Raw genomic sequence first — 18,452 nt, forward strand, 5'->3', positions numbered from 1 at the left:
CAATAAGGGAGATTATACTCAAACTTCGATTGGCAATTTTAATTTGTTTGAGCTTTGCGAGTTATTAAAACTCTTAGGATTTTATGATTTTTTTACCTTAGATTTATAGGATTTTTTTAATGTTACAAATCAATGTTAGCTCACAAAGGTTAGTACTAAAAAGTGAGATATGAAAGAGTGGAGGTAGAAATGATGAAGATTTTTAATATATGTAAGACTAAAAAGGGCATTAAGTTTATAAGAAGTGAGAGAAAATGAAAATAGCCATTTTTTCAAATATCAATCTGAATTCTATTATAGAAGAAGCTCAAAATGATTTTGATGTTTATAAAGTTTCAGAACATAATGCTTGGTTTCAAGAAATTATGGATTTGAGTTCGAATTTATATAGGTTTAGACCAGAGTGCGTTTTTTTGATTTTAGATGGAAATGAAATTGTAAGAAGTTTAGATAATAGCAAGAAGGTCCTTCATAAGTACTTAAATTGTATAGAAGATGTTATTAAAAGTAATTCTGACATAAAGTTTTTTATATCAAGTTTAGATATAAGTAGTAAGAACATCACAGATGAAAAGTGTGAGGACGAAAATAGAATGCTTGAATGTTATTGGATTCAAGGTTTAAATAATTTAAAAGTTAGATACAGGAATACATTTATTTTGGATTTGAAAAAGTTTATTGAGGAATATGGAAGAAGAGAATTTTATTCTAAAGAACTATGGTATTTTTCAAGAGAGAAATTTTCAAAAAAAGGGCAGCAAATGATTAAAGATGAAATAGAAAGTCTATGTAATTCAGTAAAGGGTAAAAGAAAGAAATGTATTATTTTAGATATAAATAATGTATTTATAAAACATGCTATAAAGGGAAGTGAATTTAAAAAAACTGGGTTTGAAAATTTTGAGAAGAGGATAAAAGAAATTAAGGATACGGGAATAATGCTAAGTATATGTTCTAAAAATAATGTTGAAGATATAAATAATTTATTTTTATGTAATAGGCACGGAATATTAAGGAAAAGCGACTTTGCAAGTATAAAATTTAATTGGAATTCAAAAGTGACCAATATAAAGGAAATTTGCAGTGAACTTAACATAGGAACGGATTCAGTGGTATTTATAAGCGATAATTCTATAGAAAGTGAGCTTGTTAAAACTCATTTTAATGGGATTACAGTTCAAAAATTTCCAAATGATATTTTCGAATTGGAGGATTTTATTATAGATATATATAATAAATATTTTAGAATTCTTAAAACCAGTAACGAAGATTTAATGAGAACTGAAATGTACATGGAAAATGCTAAAAGAGAAGAACAGAAAAAAGAGATGGAATCATTAGATAAGTTCCTCAAAAATTTGGACATGGAAATAACCGTAAGAAAGGCTAATAGTAAAGATACTCTGAGAATTTCACAGTTAACTCAGAAGACTAATCAATTTAATTTAACAAATAGAAGATATGGTGAGGCGGAAATAAATAAGTTAATTAAGAATAATAATTTTGATGTATTTGCAGTGGAGGTTAAGGATAAATTTGGTGACAATGGTATGGCATCAGTTATAGTAACTAAAAGAAAGAATAAAAAGCAAGTTGTTATAGATATGTTTTTGATGAGCTGTAGGGTTATGGGAAGAAAAATTGAAGAACAGCTCATGAATTTTGTCGAAGAAATGTATAGACAAAAAGGTTGTGAGGAAATTTTAGCTTACTATAATTATTCTAAGAAAAATAAGCCTGTAGAAAGATTTTATGAAAGTATGGGATATAATATTCTAAGCATTGATAAAAGTGGAAATAAATTTTACATGCAAAAGTTGAGTAATCTTAAGGGTGTAAAGAGAAAAATATATGGTAAGTTAATATATATTTAGTATATATGCTTTTTAAGAGAGTGCTTTTAATTGATATAACTATATGTGCGGATGTTAAAAATTTAAATTAGTTGTGTGAAGTTGATTTTTTCTATAACTAAAAATGGTACATTTTCTTTTTTTCGTGAATAGGATATATCAGGGTATAAAAATATCCTATTTTTTAGATAAAGGAGCAGATATACAAATGGATAATAATCAGGGTTGCGAAGTTTCAGATCCAATCTGTAGTGCAGCAGTTATAAGACCAACTACGCTTGAGCAGGCAGAAAATTTTCCTGTAAGACCAGGAAAATATAAGTTACCTGTTGTTTTATCTGAATTTGTTATTCAGATAGATGTAGAAGCTAAAGTAAGATTAAATTTCCCATCATATGAAATAAAGAGAATAGAAAAACAAGTTTTTCTTACTCAATGCAGATATATTGGAGGAACAGACAAAGTATTTATAGCTGGATATATAAGAAAAAATATAGAATATGCTTCTAGAAATTGTACAACAAGATCTGGAATAAGTGGAGTGATTAACGATCAGGTGGTTCATGTTCCATTTAAATGTGTAACTAGAGTATTTTTTAATGGAGCTCGTCCTAGAGTTACCCCTAATTTTCAGCCAGATGTAACAAGATATTTTGATAAAAGAAGAATGGGCAAAAATATAAGAGAAGCTGATAGAGCAAGTTATGAAAGGTTTAATGAACCAGTATATTGTGAACTTGAATGGTCTAAAATCTTTGATGCAGATATTGACGATAGAGGATCTTCAGTTGATTCTTTACCAAATGAAGAAGAATTTAGAGAGTTTACAGATAAATCTGTTGTTTATATAAAAATAAAACTTCTTCAAAATCAGCAAGTATGGGATCATAGTAAGCATTATGAAAAACATGAGTGTAAACATGATAAAAAAGATGATAAAAAATACGATGAAGAAGATTATGGAGAATACGATGAAGAATACGGCGGAGGATATGATGAAGAATACGATTTAAAAGACGACGAAAAGGATGAAAATAATACAAAAAGTAAATTTTATAACTATAATAATTATAAATGGCATGGAATACCAGACTATTATACAAGAAAGTAAGATATTAGGGGATCAGAAGGCATTCTGGTCCTCATTAAAATAATATTTGGAGTGTGAATTATATTGCATAAGCATGGAAGACATCATCATCATAAACATAAAAGATGTGAAGACCATGAAGAAATAAATAAAATGCAGGAGGAGAAAAAACTTGATCAGGTTAATGATGAGCCTGATAATGATAAGTTGATTAATGATGAACCTTCCAATAATGATGCACTTATGGAATGTGAAAGTGATTTAGTTAAATTTAAAATTAGGGATGGTTTTATTCCTGTGCGTATGCCTGTCATAATAACAGAGGTGACAGTGAATATTAACATAGAAAATGTTGTTGATTTAGAAGAACCTATTTTGTGCATAGATAGTGTAAGTAAGGAAGTAAAGCTTGGAAACTGTAAGCTAATTCCTGAAACAAACATGCTTTTTTTAAATGGAACTGTAATAAAGAGTATTCAATATTGTGAGCAAAGAAGCAATAGTAATTTATTTGATGGAAAAGTAAAAAATATTATTGTTAATGTGCCTTTTAGATGTGTAACAAAAGTTAAATATATTGTTAAACCTGTTTTTTATGGCAGTAATAAAAGTTTAAGAATAATAAACGTTAATGATGAAAGGACGTTTATAGATTCCTATAGGGAAGAGGAAAAGATATGCTGTGAGCTTATGCATGTTAAATTTGAGGAATTAAATGAAAAGGGTCAAAAGATTAAAAGCTCACAAAATCACAAAATGGAAGCCCCTAAAAGGTTAAGACAGAGTATGGTGATGCATGTTACTATAAGACTTATTCAAAATCAAACTTTGTTTATATTAAAAGGAAGGTGAACTCGTAAAGAAATTGCTTTAAGAGTTCGCCTTTTATATTTGTTATTAATATTGATTTTAAATACTAAGTATTTTATGATAGATATATTCTTTAAGAAAGAAAAGTAGGAGATATATTATGAATAGAAATGAAATGCTTCAGATATTCAATGAAAGTATATCAGGCAAGAATCAGACTAAAGGACTTAGAGTGCTTAATAATGATTTAGTTTCTGATGCAACTATCGAAGAGCAAGATGACTATATAAACATAAATGGAAGAGTTATATCTGAAAGCCTTTTTAACCAATATAATACGAGAATAAAGATAGATTGTACAGATAAAAGTATAGCATCAACTTATTGTAGTTGTTCTGATTATGAGAACCATGAGTCCAAAAAAAATTACTGCTGTAAGCATTTAATAGCAACTTTTTATAAGGTACTCGATGAACTTATAAAGAGCCCAAGTTTAAACAAGAAAAAAGAAATAAAAGCAAATAGAAATGGCAAATTAAAGGATACTTTATCACTTCTTTTAGGGGATGAGAACTTAAAAGAGGAGCTTAAAATAGAGGTATATGTAAACAGAGATAAATGGAATAGTAAAATTTATTTTGAGCTTAAAATAGGCACAAAAGATATGAATTCAAATGGTCTATACATATTAAAGGATATAAATAGTTTTCTTTTAGCTATATATCAAAATATACCAATACCGTATGGTAAAAAGCTTATCCTAAATATGAAAAAGCAAAGGCTTTCAGTTAAGGACAAAAAGCTTGTTGATTTTATTCAGATGATTATAAATATCGATAGAGCATCTTACTATTCACGAAAGGCAAAAAAAGCGGCGGTAACTGGTAAATATGTTTATGTTCCCGATTATCTTGTGAGGGAATTTTTTCAGGTTATAAAAAATCATAGAGTATATTTAAATGAAGGGTTTAATTTAAATTCAGAGGTGGAAATTATAGAGGAAAATCCACCTATAGGATTCTCTCTAAAAGAAAATAAAGATGACTATGTTTTAAGTATTCCAGATGGAATGCCTGTATCGCTTAGCTCAAAGAATGATGTGTTTTTATATGGAGTTGATATATACATACCTAATTATGAGTACTGTGAGAGAATAAATCCATATTTCGAGGTATTTAGTAGAGCAAAAGAGGTTAAATTGTCACGCAAAAGTGAAGGTACTATACTAAGAAAATTAATACCTAATCTAAAGATATTATCACAAAATGTACGGCTTTCGGAAGATATACGGAATAAGATAGTAATGGCAAAATGTGAATTTAAATTTTACTTTGATAGAAGAAATGAAAAAATTATACTTACGACAAAGGTTAAATATGGAACCATTGAGTTTAATATATTTGAAGATTATAAAGGAAAAGTAATTTACAGAGATTCAAGAAGAGAAACTGAGGTGCTGGAGCTCTTAAGGCAGCTTAGATTTGAACAAGTCCAAAATAAGTTTGTTTTAGGGTTTGGAGAAGATTATGCTTTTACTTTTTTTAAGACTGAAATATTTAGATTGCAAAATGTAGGTGAGGTATTTTATTCTGAAAATTTCAGAGGTATAAAACATATTAATAGCAATAATATAAGTGGAAATATAAGAACTGGCAAGTACAATTACTTTGAAATGGAATTTAAAATAGCCGATATACCACCTATAGAAACGGTAAATATATTAAGAGCTTTTCGCAATAATTTAAAATATTATAAGCTTAAAAGTGGTGAATTTATTGATCTTGAAGATATTGAGATTAAGAAGTTTTTGAAGCTTATAGATTCAATTGCACCTAAAAAGATTGAAAATAACAGGGTAGAAATATCTAAGAGCAAGAGTGTTTATATTGATGAGTACATAGAAGAAAATGATATTAGATATATTAAAGGGAAAAGCGAGTTAGAAGAAGTTAGGGACAAATTCAAGGACGTTAAAAAGCTTAAATTTAAGGAACCTGAAAAATTGCAGGGAAGTCTTAGAAAATATCAAAGGGTTGGCTATAACTGGCTTAAAACTCTTGACTATTTTGGCTTTGGAGGAATACTTGGAGATGAGATGGGACTTGGAAAAACTCTTCAGGTAATCACATTTTTATTGTCCAATGTAAGTAAAAAGACTTTAATTGTAGTGCCTACTTCGTTAGTATATAATTGGATTCAAGAGTTTGATAAGTTTGCACCAACTATGAGAACCGCAGCCGTCAATGGTACAAAAAGCGAAAGAAAATTAATAATTAAAAACATAGAAAAATTTGATGTACTTATAACAACATATAATCTTTTAAAGAGGGATTTTGATTTATATGAAAACCTTCAGTTTGATTATTGCATATTAGATGAGGCTCAGTATATAAAAAATCCGCATTCTCAAAGTGCAGTTACTGTAAAAAAGGTAAAAGCATCAAATAGATTTGCGCTGTCAGGTACACCTGTGGAGAATTCAGTTATGGAGCTTTGGTCTATATTCGATTTTATAATGCCAGGATACCTTTATGATGAAAATAGGTTCAGCGTTAGATATTATAAAAAGCTAAAAGAGGATCCTGCTGTAATTGAAGATTTAAATAAACTTATAAAACCATTTATTTTGAGAAGAAAGAAAAATGAAGTTATAAAAGAACTTCCGCCTAAAATAGAAAAAATAGTAACTGTTAGCATGGATAATAAGCAGAAAAAAGTTTATAAGACTTATGCTGATTATGCAATTAATTTAATTGAGAAAAAGGTTCAGCTTGATGAATTTAAAAATAGTAAAATAGAGATACTTGCGTATATAACAAAGCTCAGACAAATATGCCTTGACCCTTCTGTTATTATGGAGGATTATAAGGGAGGTAGTGCCAAAATTGAGGCACTTGTAGAAATCCTCAGTCAAAGTATAGATGAAGGACATAAGACTCTTGTATTCTCACAGTTTACTTCTGTATTAAAGAATATAGCCTCAAGATTAGAGGACGAGAAAATAGAATATAGTTATCTTGATGGGACAATATCTTCTAAAAATAGAATGAAAATAGTAGATGATTTTAATAATGGCTCAAATCCTGTTTTCTTAATAAGTTTAAAGGCAGGGGGAACAGGCCTTAATCTCACGTCTGCTGATGTAGTCATTCATTTTGATCCATGGTGGAATCCAGCAGTTGAAGATCAGGCAACAGATAGAGCACATAGAATAGGCCAGCATAATACTGTAGAGGTTATAAAACTAATAGCTCAGGGTACTATTGAAGAAAAGATCATAACTCTCCAGAAGGATAAGAGAGAACTTGCTGAAAATCTTTTAGGTGATGAACTCTCAAGTGATAAAAATCTTACCGCATTAACTGATGAGGATATTATTAGTCTCTTTGAATAATATTAGAAAGGAGAAAAAATGAATATAATGATAAGCAGCATAGTATCTATTTTTATAGTAACTATGATAAATATTTTCTTAAGTAGAAGTAGTAAGCATATTAGAAATAAAATAAGATGGCAGCATTACTTATTTGGATATTTTTTTATATTGTATCTTGTAATTTCTTTAAAATTAGTAGGATTCCCTTCTCTATCTGAATGGCAAATATTATTACAATTAAATAAGCCAATATTTAATCCTCATATAAATTTGATGCCATTTAAGGTCGGATTTGAATTTACAGATATACTTAATATAGTGCTTTTTATACCTTTTGGATTTCTATTGCCAGCTTTATGGACAAGATACCGTAAATTACTGTGGACAGTATGTTATGGAGCAATTTTCTCTCTTACTATTGAAATTAGCCAATTATTTGTAAGTTCTCGTGAAACTGATATCAATGATCTAATAATGAATATTCTAGGTACTATGTGTGGATTTGTGTTTTTTAATATTATGAGAAAGATATTTTATAAACTTGCGAATAGAACAGCAGTTAATATTTGTTCCAAGGACACCCTAGGTATTAAATTAGAACCTTATTTATACGTTATTATTGCAATTATATGTACTTTTTGTTTTGGTAGTATATAAATTATAACGGTCTTGATTTTCGTAATTATTAAGCTTTTAATTTTTGTTAAGGTTACTAGTTGGCTTAGATGTTCCATTTGTGATAATAAAAAATAACGTTGCAAGCTCTTGTATTAAGTTTATAAGATAGTAAAATGTAATTAGGGAAATTATTAATTTAACACTAAGGGAGGTAAAAATATGCAAAATTTTGACTATTCTATACCAACGAAAATTTTTTTTGGTAAAGGAAAGATAAGCGTAATAGGCGAAGAAATAAAAAAATATGCTACAAAAATACTTATAGTTTACGGTGGTGGAAGCATAAAGAGAAATGGAATATATGATAAAACGGTAGAAATACTAAAGAAAAATAATATCAGTTTTTGTGAACTTTCTGGTGTAGAACCTAACCCTAGGATAGAAAGTGTAAAAAAGGGAGTTAATATATGCAGAGAAAATAATGTGGAATTAGTACTTGCAATAGGAGGGGGCAGTACTATAGACTGTGCTAAGGTTATTGCAGCAGGATATTATTATGACGGTGATGCTTGGGATATAGTGAAAGATCCATCTAAAATAAAAAAGGTTCTTCCAATTGCAAGTATACTTACTCTTGCAGCTACAGGCTCTGAAATGGATAGATTTGCAGTAATAACAAACATGAAAACAAATGAAAAGCTAGGTACTGCACATGAAGATATGAAGCCTAAATTTTCAGTACTAGATCCTACATATACTTTTACAGTACCTAAGGGACAAACAGCAGCAGGGACAGCTGATATTATGAGTCATATTTTTGAGGAATATTTTAGCGGTGTAAAAGGTGCTTATGTTCAGGACAAAATATCAGAAGGACTTTTAAAAACATGCATAAAGTATGGAAAGATAGCTATTGATGATCCAGAAAATTATGAAGCAAGAGCTAATCTTATGTGGGCATCAAGCCTTGCAATAAATGATCTTATAGCACTTGGAAAAGATAGAAAATGGTGCTGCCATCCTATAGAGCATGAACTTAGTGCATTTTATGATATAACTCATGGAGTTGGACTTGCAATATTAACTCCAAATTGGATGGAATATATTTTAAATGATGATACTTTATATAAGTTTGTTGAGTATGGAGTAAATGTTTGGGATATAGATAAAAATAAAGACAAATATGAAATAGCACATGAAGCTATAAATAAAACTAGGGAATATTTTGATTCTTTGGGCATTCCTTCTACACTTAAGGCAGTTGGAATAGGAGAAGAAAAGTTAGAAATAATGGCAAATGAGGCAATTAAAAATGCAAAAGGTTCTCTTGGAAGTTTAAGGCCAATAGATGCTGATGATGTTTTGAAAATATTAAAAAAATCACTATAGCTATAAAAAGCTTTTGAAAAAAATTAAGAATTAAGAATTAAAAAATTAAGAATGAATGTAATTTTTTCTTTGCTTTGCTGAGAAAAAACTTTAAACTTATAATTGAATCCATTTCCACTAGTGGAAATGGATTCAATTATAAGATGTAGATTTTACATAGCAAAGCGGTGGAAAATCCTCATTCATTCTTAATTCTTTACTCTCAATTCTTAATTTTTTTACTTCTTAGTTGTTAAATATATATTAAAAATGGTCCCACCTGACAAAAAATCGTTGTAATATTTTGTTACAATAGTAAAATATAATTAAATAGTAAATAAACAGGAGGGGTTAAAGTGGTTGAATTTGAATATTCTATACCAACTAAAATTTTTTTTGGTAAAGACAAAATCAATGTTTTAGGCAAGGAAGTTAAAAAGTATGGTTCAAGAGTACTTATGGTTTATGGAGGAGGAAGCATAAAAAGAAATGGAATATATGATAAAGCTGTAAGTATATTAAAAGAAAATGGAATTAGTTTTTGTGAACTCCAAGGAGTAGAACCAAATCCAAGGATAACAACAGTACAAAAGGGAATTGATTTATGTAGAAAAAACAATGTTGAATTAGTATTAGCTGTAGGTGGTGGAAGTGCAATAGACTGCGCAAAAGCAATAGCAGCTGGATACTATTACGATGGAGATCCATGGGATGTAGTTTTAGATAGTTCTAAAATAAAAAAAGTGCTCCCTATTGCAAGTGTGCTTACTATTGCAGCAACAGGATCAGAAATGGATTCTTGGGCTGTAATAAATAATATGGATACTCATGAAAAGCTTATTGCTGCACATCCTGATTTGGCACCTAAGTTTTCAATATTAGATCCAACATATACTTTTACAGTACCTCAAAGTCAAACAGCAGCAGGGACAGCAGATATTATGAGCCATATTTTTGAAGTGTATTTTAGTCCTACAAAAACAGCTTATCTTCAGGATAGAATGGCAGAAGCCCTTTTAAAAACATGCATCAAATATGGCAAAATTGCACTTGAAGATCCTTGTAATTATGAGGCTAGAGCAAATTTAATGTGGGCATCAAGTCTTGCAATAAATGGACTTTTAACTTATGGAAAGGACACTAACTGGAGTGTACATTTGATGGAGCATGAACTTAGTGCTTTTTACGATATAACTCATGGAGTTGGACTTGCTATTTTGACACCTAATTGGATGGATTATATTTTAAACAGTGATACACTATATAAGTTTGTAGAATATGGTGTAAACGTATGGGGAATAGATAAGAACAAGGATAATTATGAAATTGCTTATGAAGCTATAAAAAAGACTAAGGATTATTTTGTCAATACATTAGGAATTCCAGAAACCCTAAGTGAAGTTGGAATTGGAGAAGAAAACCTAGAAGTAATGGCAAAAGAGTCTGTAAAACTAAGCGGAGGAACCATAGGAAATCTTATGCCTGTAAATGCAGACGATGTACTTAAAATATTTAAGAAGTCACTTAAATAATGAGGTTTGAATTTTAGAATAATTATCATATATGAGGATTGGGCAATTTTAAAATTGCTAACATGAAGTTGTTAGTAATAATATAGAAAATGCCTATTGATACTTAAAGAGGATAATGGGTCTTTGACCCAAGCCCCGTATATGATTGTTATCCCTTTTTACTTCAAAACCTTACTCTCAAAACAAAAATAACAGTGATCTGGAACAATTTAAATAAAATTCAATAAGTCTTGCTTCAAATTATAAAAAGACTTAGTATTTTTATAATTTGAAGCTTAGACTTATGGGTTTTATTTAATGTTCCAAATCACTGTTATTTTGTTCATTTAAATATTCTTCTAAAGTAATGTTTTTAGTCATGATTGTATTAGATGCTGGTAAACCAACAAATCGTACATGCCATGGCTCAAAATTGTATTTTGTAATATTTTCTTTGTCTTTAGGGTATCGTATTATAAAACCATATTTTCCGCAGTTTTGTTGAAGCCATTTGTAAGACTTTGTATTCACAAAACCATCATCTAGGGAAGTATACTCAGTTGATAATAAGTCCATTGCAAGACCTGTTTGATGTTCACTAGTTCCTGGTTCAGCTACGTATTTGTCAGCCTCAGCTTTTCCGTCCCTTTTAACTTTTTCTGTGTAAAGTTTTTGCTGATAATTGTAATCTCTGTATCCAGACACAGCTAAAAGTGTAAATCCATCCTTTGAAGCTGCATTAAACATATTTTCAAGTGCTGTGGCAGCCTCTCCTTCCATTTGCCTTACGTTTGGAGCTGCATAGCTTATGAATTTTACGTTTGGAACTCTTAGGTTTTGTGGTACGTAGTTCCCTGATAGTTTACTTTGCTTATTTACAATTAATATATTTTGTCTTTTTACTATTTTAGCTTTTTGTTTTTTAGATACACTGGGCTTTTTTTTCGTTTTACCAATTTGAGTTTTAGTATTTGCTATTTTTTTACTTGCTTGATTGTTATATATAATAATAGTTGAAGCCAATATTGTACTGATAAGTACAAGTGACAATATTAATTTTTTCATATTTTTAAAAAGCTCCCTTCATTGCATTAAAGCGGTTAAATTGCCAATAAAATGATAACGTTTCCTACCATAGTAAACTAAAATAAGAAATTAGACATTGAATAGTATTAAATACTAGAGCTTTTTTACTATACACATAAGCTAATTTTATTAATAGTCTATTATATAATAATAGAACACTTAAATAAATATTATACATAGTGTTCAAAATTTTATATAATTAAATTATCAACATAACTCTTTTAAACATTATAAACATAATAGTTAAAATAGTCAATAAAATTTACATATAACGATACTAATGACAATATTTTACATATAATATTAAGAAAAGCTGTCAGTAATATATGTTATAGTTAAATAATTATGATAATAATGATTAAAATTTATATAAAAATGGGTTAAGGGGTGTTTAATTTTGAGAAGACAATATATAACCTATCCAGAGAAGATGCCGGTTATAATATCATATGCTAATGTAATGCGGTACCCTGTACACTGGCATAATGCTATTGAAATATTGTATGTGCTTAAGGGCAATTTTAATGTAACTATTGATTCTGATAATTATGAACTTGTTGAAAATGATATTGAAATAATAAATATAGATGAGGCACATGGAATCCGCAGTGATGATAAAGATAATAGAATTCTTGTATTTCACATAGATCCTACTTTTTTTGAGGAATATTTTAGTGATATTCAAAACATGTTTTTTTATACTAATATAACAGATGACAATGCTCAGGAAGGCGAAGAGTATGAAATTTTAAGGAAGTATTTATCTCGAGTAGTATGTGAGATTGTCCAAAAGCAGGAAGACTATGATAATAAAATAGAAGATATACTTGTTGAAATACTTTATCACTTAATTAACAATTTTCATTATTTAACTAGTGAGAGAGAAGAATTAAAGGATAATGAAGAACAGCTCGCAAGGTATCATCGTATAACTAAGTATATATTTAATAATTATAATGACAATATAACGCTTCAGGATATAGCCAAAAAGGAATTTTTAAGTACACATTATTTATCACATGAAATTAAGGATACCACAGGATATAGTTTTACTGACTTGCTCAATTTAACTAGGGTGGATGAAGCGTTAAAGTTTCTTTTGGATACGGATAAAACTATAACTGAAATTTCAGAAGAGGTCGGTTTTTCTCATGTAAGATACTTTAATAAGCATTTTAAAATTCACTTTAAATGTTCACCTAATCAGTTTAGAAAAAAGTATAAAGCAGATGAGGAAACTTATGAAAAGCAAAAGAAGATTACATATCTAAAGATTGAAGATAGTGTAGATAAAATAGTTAATTATCTTGAGGATTATGATAGGTTTAATTATGAAGAGAAAATAACTAAGATATACATAAATATGGCAGAAGACATGGGCGAATTTCACAAAAGCTTTAAAGATATAATTGATATAGGCGATGCATTTGAGCTTCTTATAGAGGACAATCGGGATATACTTGAAATGATTCAAAGTGAAATAGGATTTAAGTATGTGAGAATTTTGAATGTAATAAGTATTGATATGGGTATATTTCCTGGCTCTGAATTCTATAACTGGAATAGAGCAAGTGACGTATTTGAATTTTTAGATTATGTGGGTATAAGTGCAATTATAGTTTTAGATGATAGGGAATTTACAGAAGATCAGTTTATTGTAGCATTAAAATCTCTTATAAATTATTTTACTGAAGTGGATACGGTTAATATAAATTCTTTTAAATTTCAATTTGCAGCGTCAATGGAGGTTAGTACACGGGAAAAGATAAAAAAACTCTTAGGGGATTACGAACTTGAAGCGATGGAAGATGTTTTTTACTATAATGATAGTACAAATTTTATTTATGATACTGCATATATGATTCCGTTTATAATTTACAACAGTATGAATAGCAAACAAAATAATTTTTTGAGAGCATTTGATGTTTTAGATAAGCAAGTTAAGCTTACAAATGAAGTATTTTTTGGATATCCCGGGCTTGTAAATGATAAAGGTATAAAAAAACCATCGTATTATGCTTGTTATCTTATGAATAAATTAGGGGACACTTTTGTGTGTAAGGGAGATGGATATGTAGTAACTAAAAGTGAAGATGAATATCAAATTTTATTGTACAGTTACTATGAAGGTATAGATACACTGAATGTATTTGATAACTTTTCAAAGTTTAAAGGCAGGAAGAATGTAACTGAAAAGAAGATATCCTTAAATATAGTTAATATACCATCATCTATAAGGATAGTAATGTATAAAATAAATGAAAGTATGGGTTCATCCTACAATTATTGGGTTGATATGGGTAAACCTAAGAGATTGAACAAGGAGGAAAAAGAAATACTACATAAAGCTGCTTTTCCGAGGATATACTTTAAAAAAATTAAAAAAAGTACAATATTCAATATAAGAACTACACTTGAAGGTTATGGTGCTGTGCTTATTTTAATAAAAGAGGTATAAAAAAATCATAAATTTGGTTTAATATGTGTTTATCATAGATTATAAATTTTAGTGGTATAACATATTGGTACATTTAAATCAGCATTTTAGTTGATGAAAGTCACCTCATATAAATATTATAATTTAATTGTAGGAAAGATTGAGGTGATAAAATGACTTTAGACAATAGGGCTTTATCAAATGGAAGTCCATCGAGATTGCTCTTTAAGTTTGCTGTTCCTGCGATATTCTCTCTTTTTGTAAATGAAATGTATAATATGGTAGATACAGTTTTTGCGGGTAGGTATATAGGAGAAAATGCTATAGGAGCTATGACAATAGCATTCCCAATTCAAAAGCTCATAATAGCTATTGGACTTTTAATAGCAGCTGGAGCTTCTACGTATTCAGCGAGAGTTATAGGAGAAAAGAACTTTAAAGAATTAAAGAAAATAGTTATCAATTCATTTTTTCTAACTATAATTTCTATTATCATAATCTCATGTATAATATTTGTTTTTAAGAAAAATATAATATATTCATTGGGAGCGAGTAGTATTACTTATACTATGACAGATCAGTACGTATCCATTATACTATTTGGTGGAATTTTCCTCTGTTTAGCAGCTGTTTTATCGTATATTATGGTTTCACTTGGTAAAACTAAAATTTTGCTTTACACAAATACTATTGGTGTAATATTAAATATAATTTTTAATTATGTTTTTGTAATACAATTTCATATGGGTATACGTGGAAGTGGTATATCTACGGTAATATCGCAGATCGTTGCATTTTCTTTTGCAGCAGTAGAATTCTTTAAGATGAATAAAAAACAGAATTTTATGTTTTTTAAGAATATTAATTCAAACATAATAAGCGGAAGTATTTTGAAAGAAATAACAGTGGTTGGTTTCTCTACTTTTATAATAGAAATTGCGGATGCAGTTGTATCGGCTGTGCTTAATAATGTGCTTTATGCTGGAGGCGGCGATTCTGCCATAATCATGCTTGGGGTTATAACGAGAGTATCCATGTTTATGTTTATAACAATAATAGGAATAAGTTCAGGCATGCAGCCTATAATAGGGTATAATTTTGGAGCTTGTAGATACGATAAGATGAAGGAAATTTTAAAGTTTTCACTTAAGACGGTAATAATAGTTTCAGCAGTTGCCTGGATAGGATTCATATTAGGCGCAAATGTTATAATTGGATTTTTCTTAAAAGATGCTGCACTTGTACACAATACAGCTTCAGCATTTAGAGTAGTTATATCAATGCTTCCACTGCTTGGAGTGTATTATGTTACAATATACTATTATCAAGCAATAGGAGAGGCAAAAATAAGTTTTATATTGTCTATTTATAGAGAACTTATTATACTAATTCCGCTGTCAGTAATTTTATTTAATGCTATAGGAATGAAAGGCGTATTTATAGCTTATCCTGTAACTGATACAATTGTTATTTTAACGTCTATGTATTTTATAAAAAGAGCATTCAAAGAGGAATTTCAGGATGGCAAATTACCAGAAAGAGTTGGTGCAAGAGCATAGCAGACTATGGATTCTGTATAAAAATTTACATCAGACTTAAGAGTAGGATTAATTATATTCTACTTGGTGTATTATTATAAAACTCCACGCTATCCAAAATTCCGTAGGCACGGAGGAATTTTTACCTTGCTTTTATTTTATAAGCGAAGTAACAATGCTGAAGGAACGATTTAAAAAAATTCTAATAAATCTTGATGAAAAAATCGTAAAATACTTAGTTATTTCAATTTGTCTGAGCTTCTTTTTAGCGAGTTATTGAAATATCTTAGTATTTTACGACTTTTTTTATCTTAGATTTATAGAATTTTTTTAATGTGACGAAGCATTGTTACTTGGCGACCTTCAGGGTACCAAGCCCTAATATGAAAAATACAGCTGCAAAAATTAAAAGAATAAGTGATGGTGTGTAAACTGCACTTATGCTTGAGCTTCTTGTGATTAAATCTGTAGTTCCCTTAATAATCCATGTTTGTGGAACAAAATTTGAAACCTTCAGCATAGTGTCAGACATTATATCCCTTGGCCACATGCAGCCAGCAATTAAACTAGTTGGGATTACAATTATAGGCATAAGAGTTGAAAGCTGTTTCTTTGATTTTACGAAAGCTGAAAGTGCAGTTCCAAGCCCAATTGCTGCAAGTAAAAATGATGAAAACAAGATAACTATACCAAGAGGCGAATTTCCCCAATTTAAGTTAAATACATATTTACTAAATAAAATTAGTATGCCAACTTGAAGCCATCCAATTATAAAATTGCCAAAGATATATCCAAGCATAATAGTACTATTTCTTGTAGGAGTGGATTCAGTTCGTGCCCAGGTTCCGAAATCTTTTTCTTCAAGTATTGATCCTGCACCAAGGCTTACAAAGAATGTAATGAACATTATTATTATTCCTATTGCAGTGGTGGACAGTTGGTCTTTTGCATGAGATTCATTTTTTTGAAGCGTATTTATACTGTAAGTATTTTTGGGTATTTTTATATTTTTTAAATAGTCCTTTTCAATGCTATTTTCAATTTCAGTTTTTTTAGATTCATTAATTAGTTTCATCGATGTTAATAAGCTAGATGAAGCTTTTTCAGCATTTATTCCAGTGGAAAGCTGCTGAACATAGTTTTTAACTATTATACCAAAGGATGAGGTGTTTTCATTATCTTGAAGTTTTATTACATCAATATCTGTAGTTTTACCACTTTTTATAGATGATGAGAAGTCCTTTGGAATTATAAAGCTCATTGATAGTTTCCCATTTTCAACGTCTTCACGTGATTTTGAATAGCTGCCTTCCGTTACATCAAAGTATCTATCATTTTTCATCATATTTATAAGCAGCTTTGAATATTTACCAGTATCTCTATTTACGATTCCTACAGGATACTTTATGTCTTTATTGCTGCTGTAATTTCCAAAACCTATAGCCAAAATTGTAACAAAAATTATTGGTGTTAAGATTATTGATGCAAGCGATATCTTATCTTTGGTAAGTAGCTTTAGCTTTAATAATCCTATATAAATAAATTTTCTCATGCAGATCACATCCTTAATCAAATTTAAATTTAAATGTACCGCAAAGTAAAAGTAAACTTCCGATAACTACTAAAACTATAGATGGGGTAATAATGGAACTAATGCTGCTTCCCATCATTAAACTCAGATAACCTCTAAGGGCCCAGTTATTTAATACAAATTTTGATGCAGTTTGCATAATCTCAGGCATTTGTGATAGGGGATACATACTTCCGCCTATAAAAGACATAACCATAATTATAACGGAACTGGTTAGAGAAACAGACTTTGCAGTTTTAAATATTAAAGATAAGAATATTGAGAATCCACAGGATGCAAATATCATTGCAAGCGATAGTATTATAAGTCCAGATAGTGAATTCCCCCAGTCAACGTTAAAGGCTATTTTAGTGAAAGAGATAAGTATAATAACATCAAAAATTCCTAGAAAAAATACGCCGAGAACTTTGCCACAGAATATTTGAAGCTTTGATGCAGTAGTGGTAAATAATTTTTTCAAAGTGCCATCTTCTCTTTCTTCAAGCATTGAGGTTGTGCCGAGACTTGCTACAAATAGAATGTACATTGCGAGCATTGCAGCAGAATAATACTGCATAGCAGAAAGTTTATTCTTGGCTTTTAAAGAACTTTCGGTGAGGGTGGGACTGTTATTTTTAGTCTGAGTTATAAGTTTATTTATTATCATGTGACCATCTAATTTATAATTTTTAAGCTGTCCATTTGAGGCTTTAACGGCTGCTTCAACAGAAGAAACGTCAGCTGTATAACTTTTTACAAAGCTTTCTACGATTTTAGAATCAACAGTGTCTCCAGGGTCAGAGTAAATTTTTATGCTGGTTTTTTTGCCAGATGTAATATTTTTAGAGTATTCTTTAGGAATAACTATAAGTACAGGCAATTGTCCATTTTTAATTTTATCTTTTGCAGAAGCTTCGTCCATTTTCTTATAGTTTATCATTTTACTAACTTCTTTTGATTTTAAAATGTTTTTTAATTCTTTTGAATATGTCCCGTTGTCATTATCAGCCACAGCAACATCAAATTTATTAATTGTTACATTTGTGCTTTTAAATTCATTGCTAAGTCCAAGACCAAGAACAAATATTAAAACAATGGGCATTAGTACAATAAGTGTCATAGATTTTTTATCTTTTAAAGTGATGAATAGATCTTTAAAACTTATATATAAGATTTTCATTTTATAAGCTCCTTT

The 18,452-nt window shown here is 29.4% G+C and carries 12 protein-coding genes; 9 read left to right on the forward strand and 3 right to left on the reverse strand.

Annotation, left to right across the window (positions count from 1 at the left end; genetic code table 11):
• Positions 1 to 254 precede the first annotated feature (254 nt).
• The 7 genes from BEE63_RS11760 to bdhB all read left to right on the forward strand — a co-directional run bounded on the left by BEE63_RS11760 (position 255) and on the right by bdhB (position 10,647).
• Positions 255 to 1,874 carry an HAD-IIIC family phosphatase gene (locus BEE63_RS11760; protein WP_066021572.1) on the forward strand — a complete coding sequence of 540 codons (1,620 nt, stop codon included), beginning with the start codon at positions 255 to 257 and terminating at the stop codon, positions 1,872 to 1,874.
• Positions 1,875 to 2,061: 187 nt separating this feature from the next.
• On the forward strand, positions 2,062 to 2,964 hold the full coding sequence (locus tag BEE63_RS11765) for a CsxC family protein (protein ID WP_066021573.1): 903 nt from the start codon (positions 2,062 to 2,064) through the stop codon (positions 2,962 to 2,964).
• Between the two features lie 63 nt (positions 2,965 to 3,027).
• Positions 3,028 to 3,795: a hypothetical protein gene (locus BEE63_RS11770; RefSeq protein ID WP_066021574.1), complete on the forward strand. Its 768-nt coding sequence runs from the start codon at positions 3,028 to 3,030 to the stop codon at positions 3,793 to 3,795.
• A gap of 118 nt (positions 3,796 to 3,913) precedes the next feature.
• On the forward strand, positions 3,914 to 7,147 hold the full coding sequence (locus tag BEE63_RS11775; protein ID WP_066021575.1) for a DEAD/DEAH box helicase: 3,234 nt from the start codon (positions 3,914 to 3,916) through the stop codon (positions 7,145 to 7,147).
• Between the two features lie 18 nt (positions 7,148 to 7,165).
• Positions 7,166 to 7,786: a VanZ family protein gene (locus tag BEE63_RS11780; protein WP_066021576.1), complete on the forward strand. Its 621-nt coding sequence runs from the start codon at positions 7,166 to 7,168 to the stop codon at positions 7,784 to 7,786.
• Positions 7,787 to 7,966: 180 nt separating this feature from the next.
• Positions 7,967 to 9,136: an iron-containing alcohol dehydrogenase gene (locus BEE63_RS11785; RefSeq protein WP_066021577.1), complete on the forward strand. Its 1,170-nt coding sequence runs from the start codon at positions 7,967 to 7,969 to the stop codon at positions 9,134 to 9,136.
• A gap of 335 nt (positions 9,137 to 9,471) precedes the next feature.
• Positions 9,472 to 10,647 carry an NADH-dependent butanol dehydrogenase BdhB gene (gene bdhB / locus BEE63_RS11790; protein WP_066021578.1) on the forward strand — a complete coding sequence of 392 codons (1,176 nt, stop codon included), beginning with the start codon at positions 9,472 to 9,474 and terminating at the stop codon, positions 10,645 to 10,647.
• A 294-nt stretch (positions 10,648 to 10,941) separates the two neighbouring features.
• Here bdhB and BEE63_RS11795 read toward each other — a convergent pair whose 3' ends face one another.
• Complete coding sequence (locus BEE63_RS11795; RefSeq protein ID WP_066021579.1) at positions 10,942 to 11,691, reverse strand: M15 family metallopeptidase; 750 nt, start codon at positions 11,689 to 11,691, stop codon at positions 10,942 to 10,944.
• Between the two features lie 418 nt (positions 11,692 to 12,109).
• Here BEE63_RS11795 and BEE63_RS11800 point away from each other — a divergent pair, with 418 nt between their 5' ends.
• Entirely contained in the window at positions 12,110 to 14,170 is a 2,061-nt protein-coding gene (locus BEE63_RS11800; RefSeq protein ID WP_066021580.1) for a helix-turn-helix domain-containing protein, read from the forward strand.
• A gap of 152 nt (positions 14,171 to 14,322) precedes the next feature.
• Positions 14,323 to 15,708: an MATE family efflux transporter gene (locus BEE63_RS11805; protein WP_066021581.1), complete on the forward strand. Its 1,386-nt coding sequence runs from the start codon at positions 14,323 to 14,325 to the stop codon at positions 15,706 to 15,708.
• A 328-nt stretch (positions 15,709 to 16,036) separates the two neighbouring features.
• Here the strand turns inward: BEE63_RS11805 and BEE63_RS11810 are convergent, their stop codons facing one another.
• Together BEE63_RS11810 and BEE63_RS11815 are read right to left on the reverse strand one after the other, a co-directional pair.
• Positions 16,037 to 17,239 (reverse strand): ABC transporter permease, encoded by a 1,203-nt coding sequence (locus BEE63_RS11810; RefSeq protein ID WP_066021582.1) that lies wholly within the window; start codon positions 17,237 to 17,239, stop codon positions 16,037 to 16,039.
• A gap of 13 nt (positions 17,240 to 17,252) precedes the next feature.
• Entirely contained in the window at positions 17,253 to 18,437 is a 1,185-nt protein-coding gene (locus tag BEE63_RS11815) for an ABC transporter permease (RefSeq protein ID WP_066021583.1), read from the reverse strand.
• Positions 18,438 to 18,452: the final 15 nt, after the last annotated feature.

It is taken from the genome of Clostridium pasteurianum (assembly GCF_001705235.1).
In the GTDB taxonomy this organism is placed as follows: Bacteria; Bacillota; Clostridia; order Clostridiales; family Clostridiaceae; genus Clostridium_S; species Clostridium_S pasteurianum_A.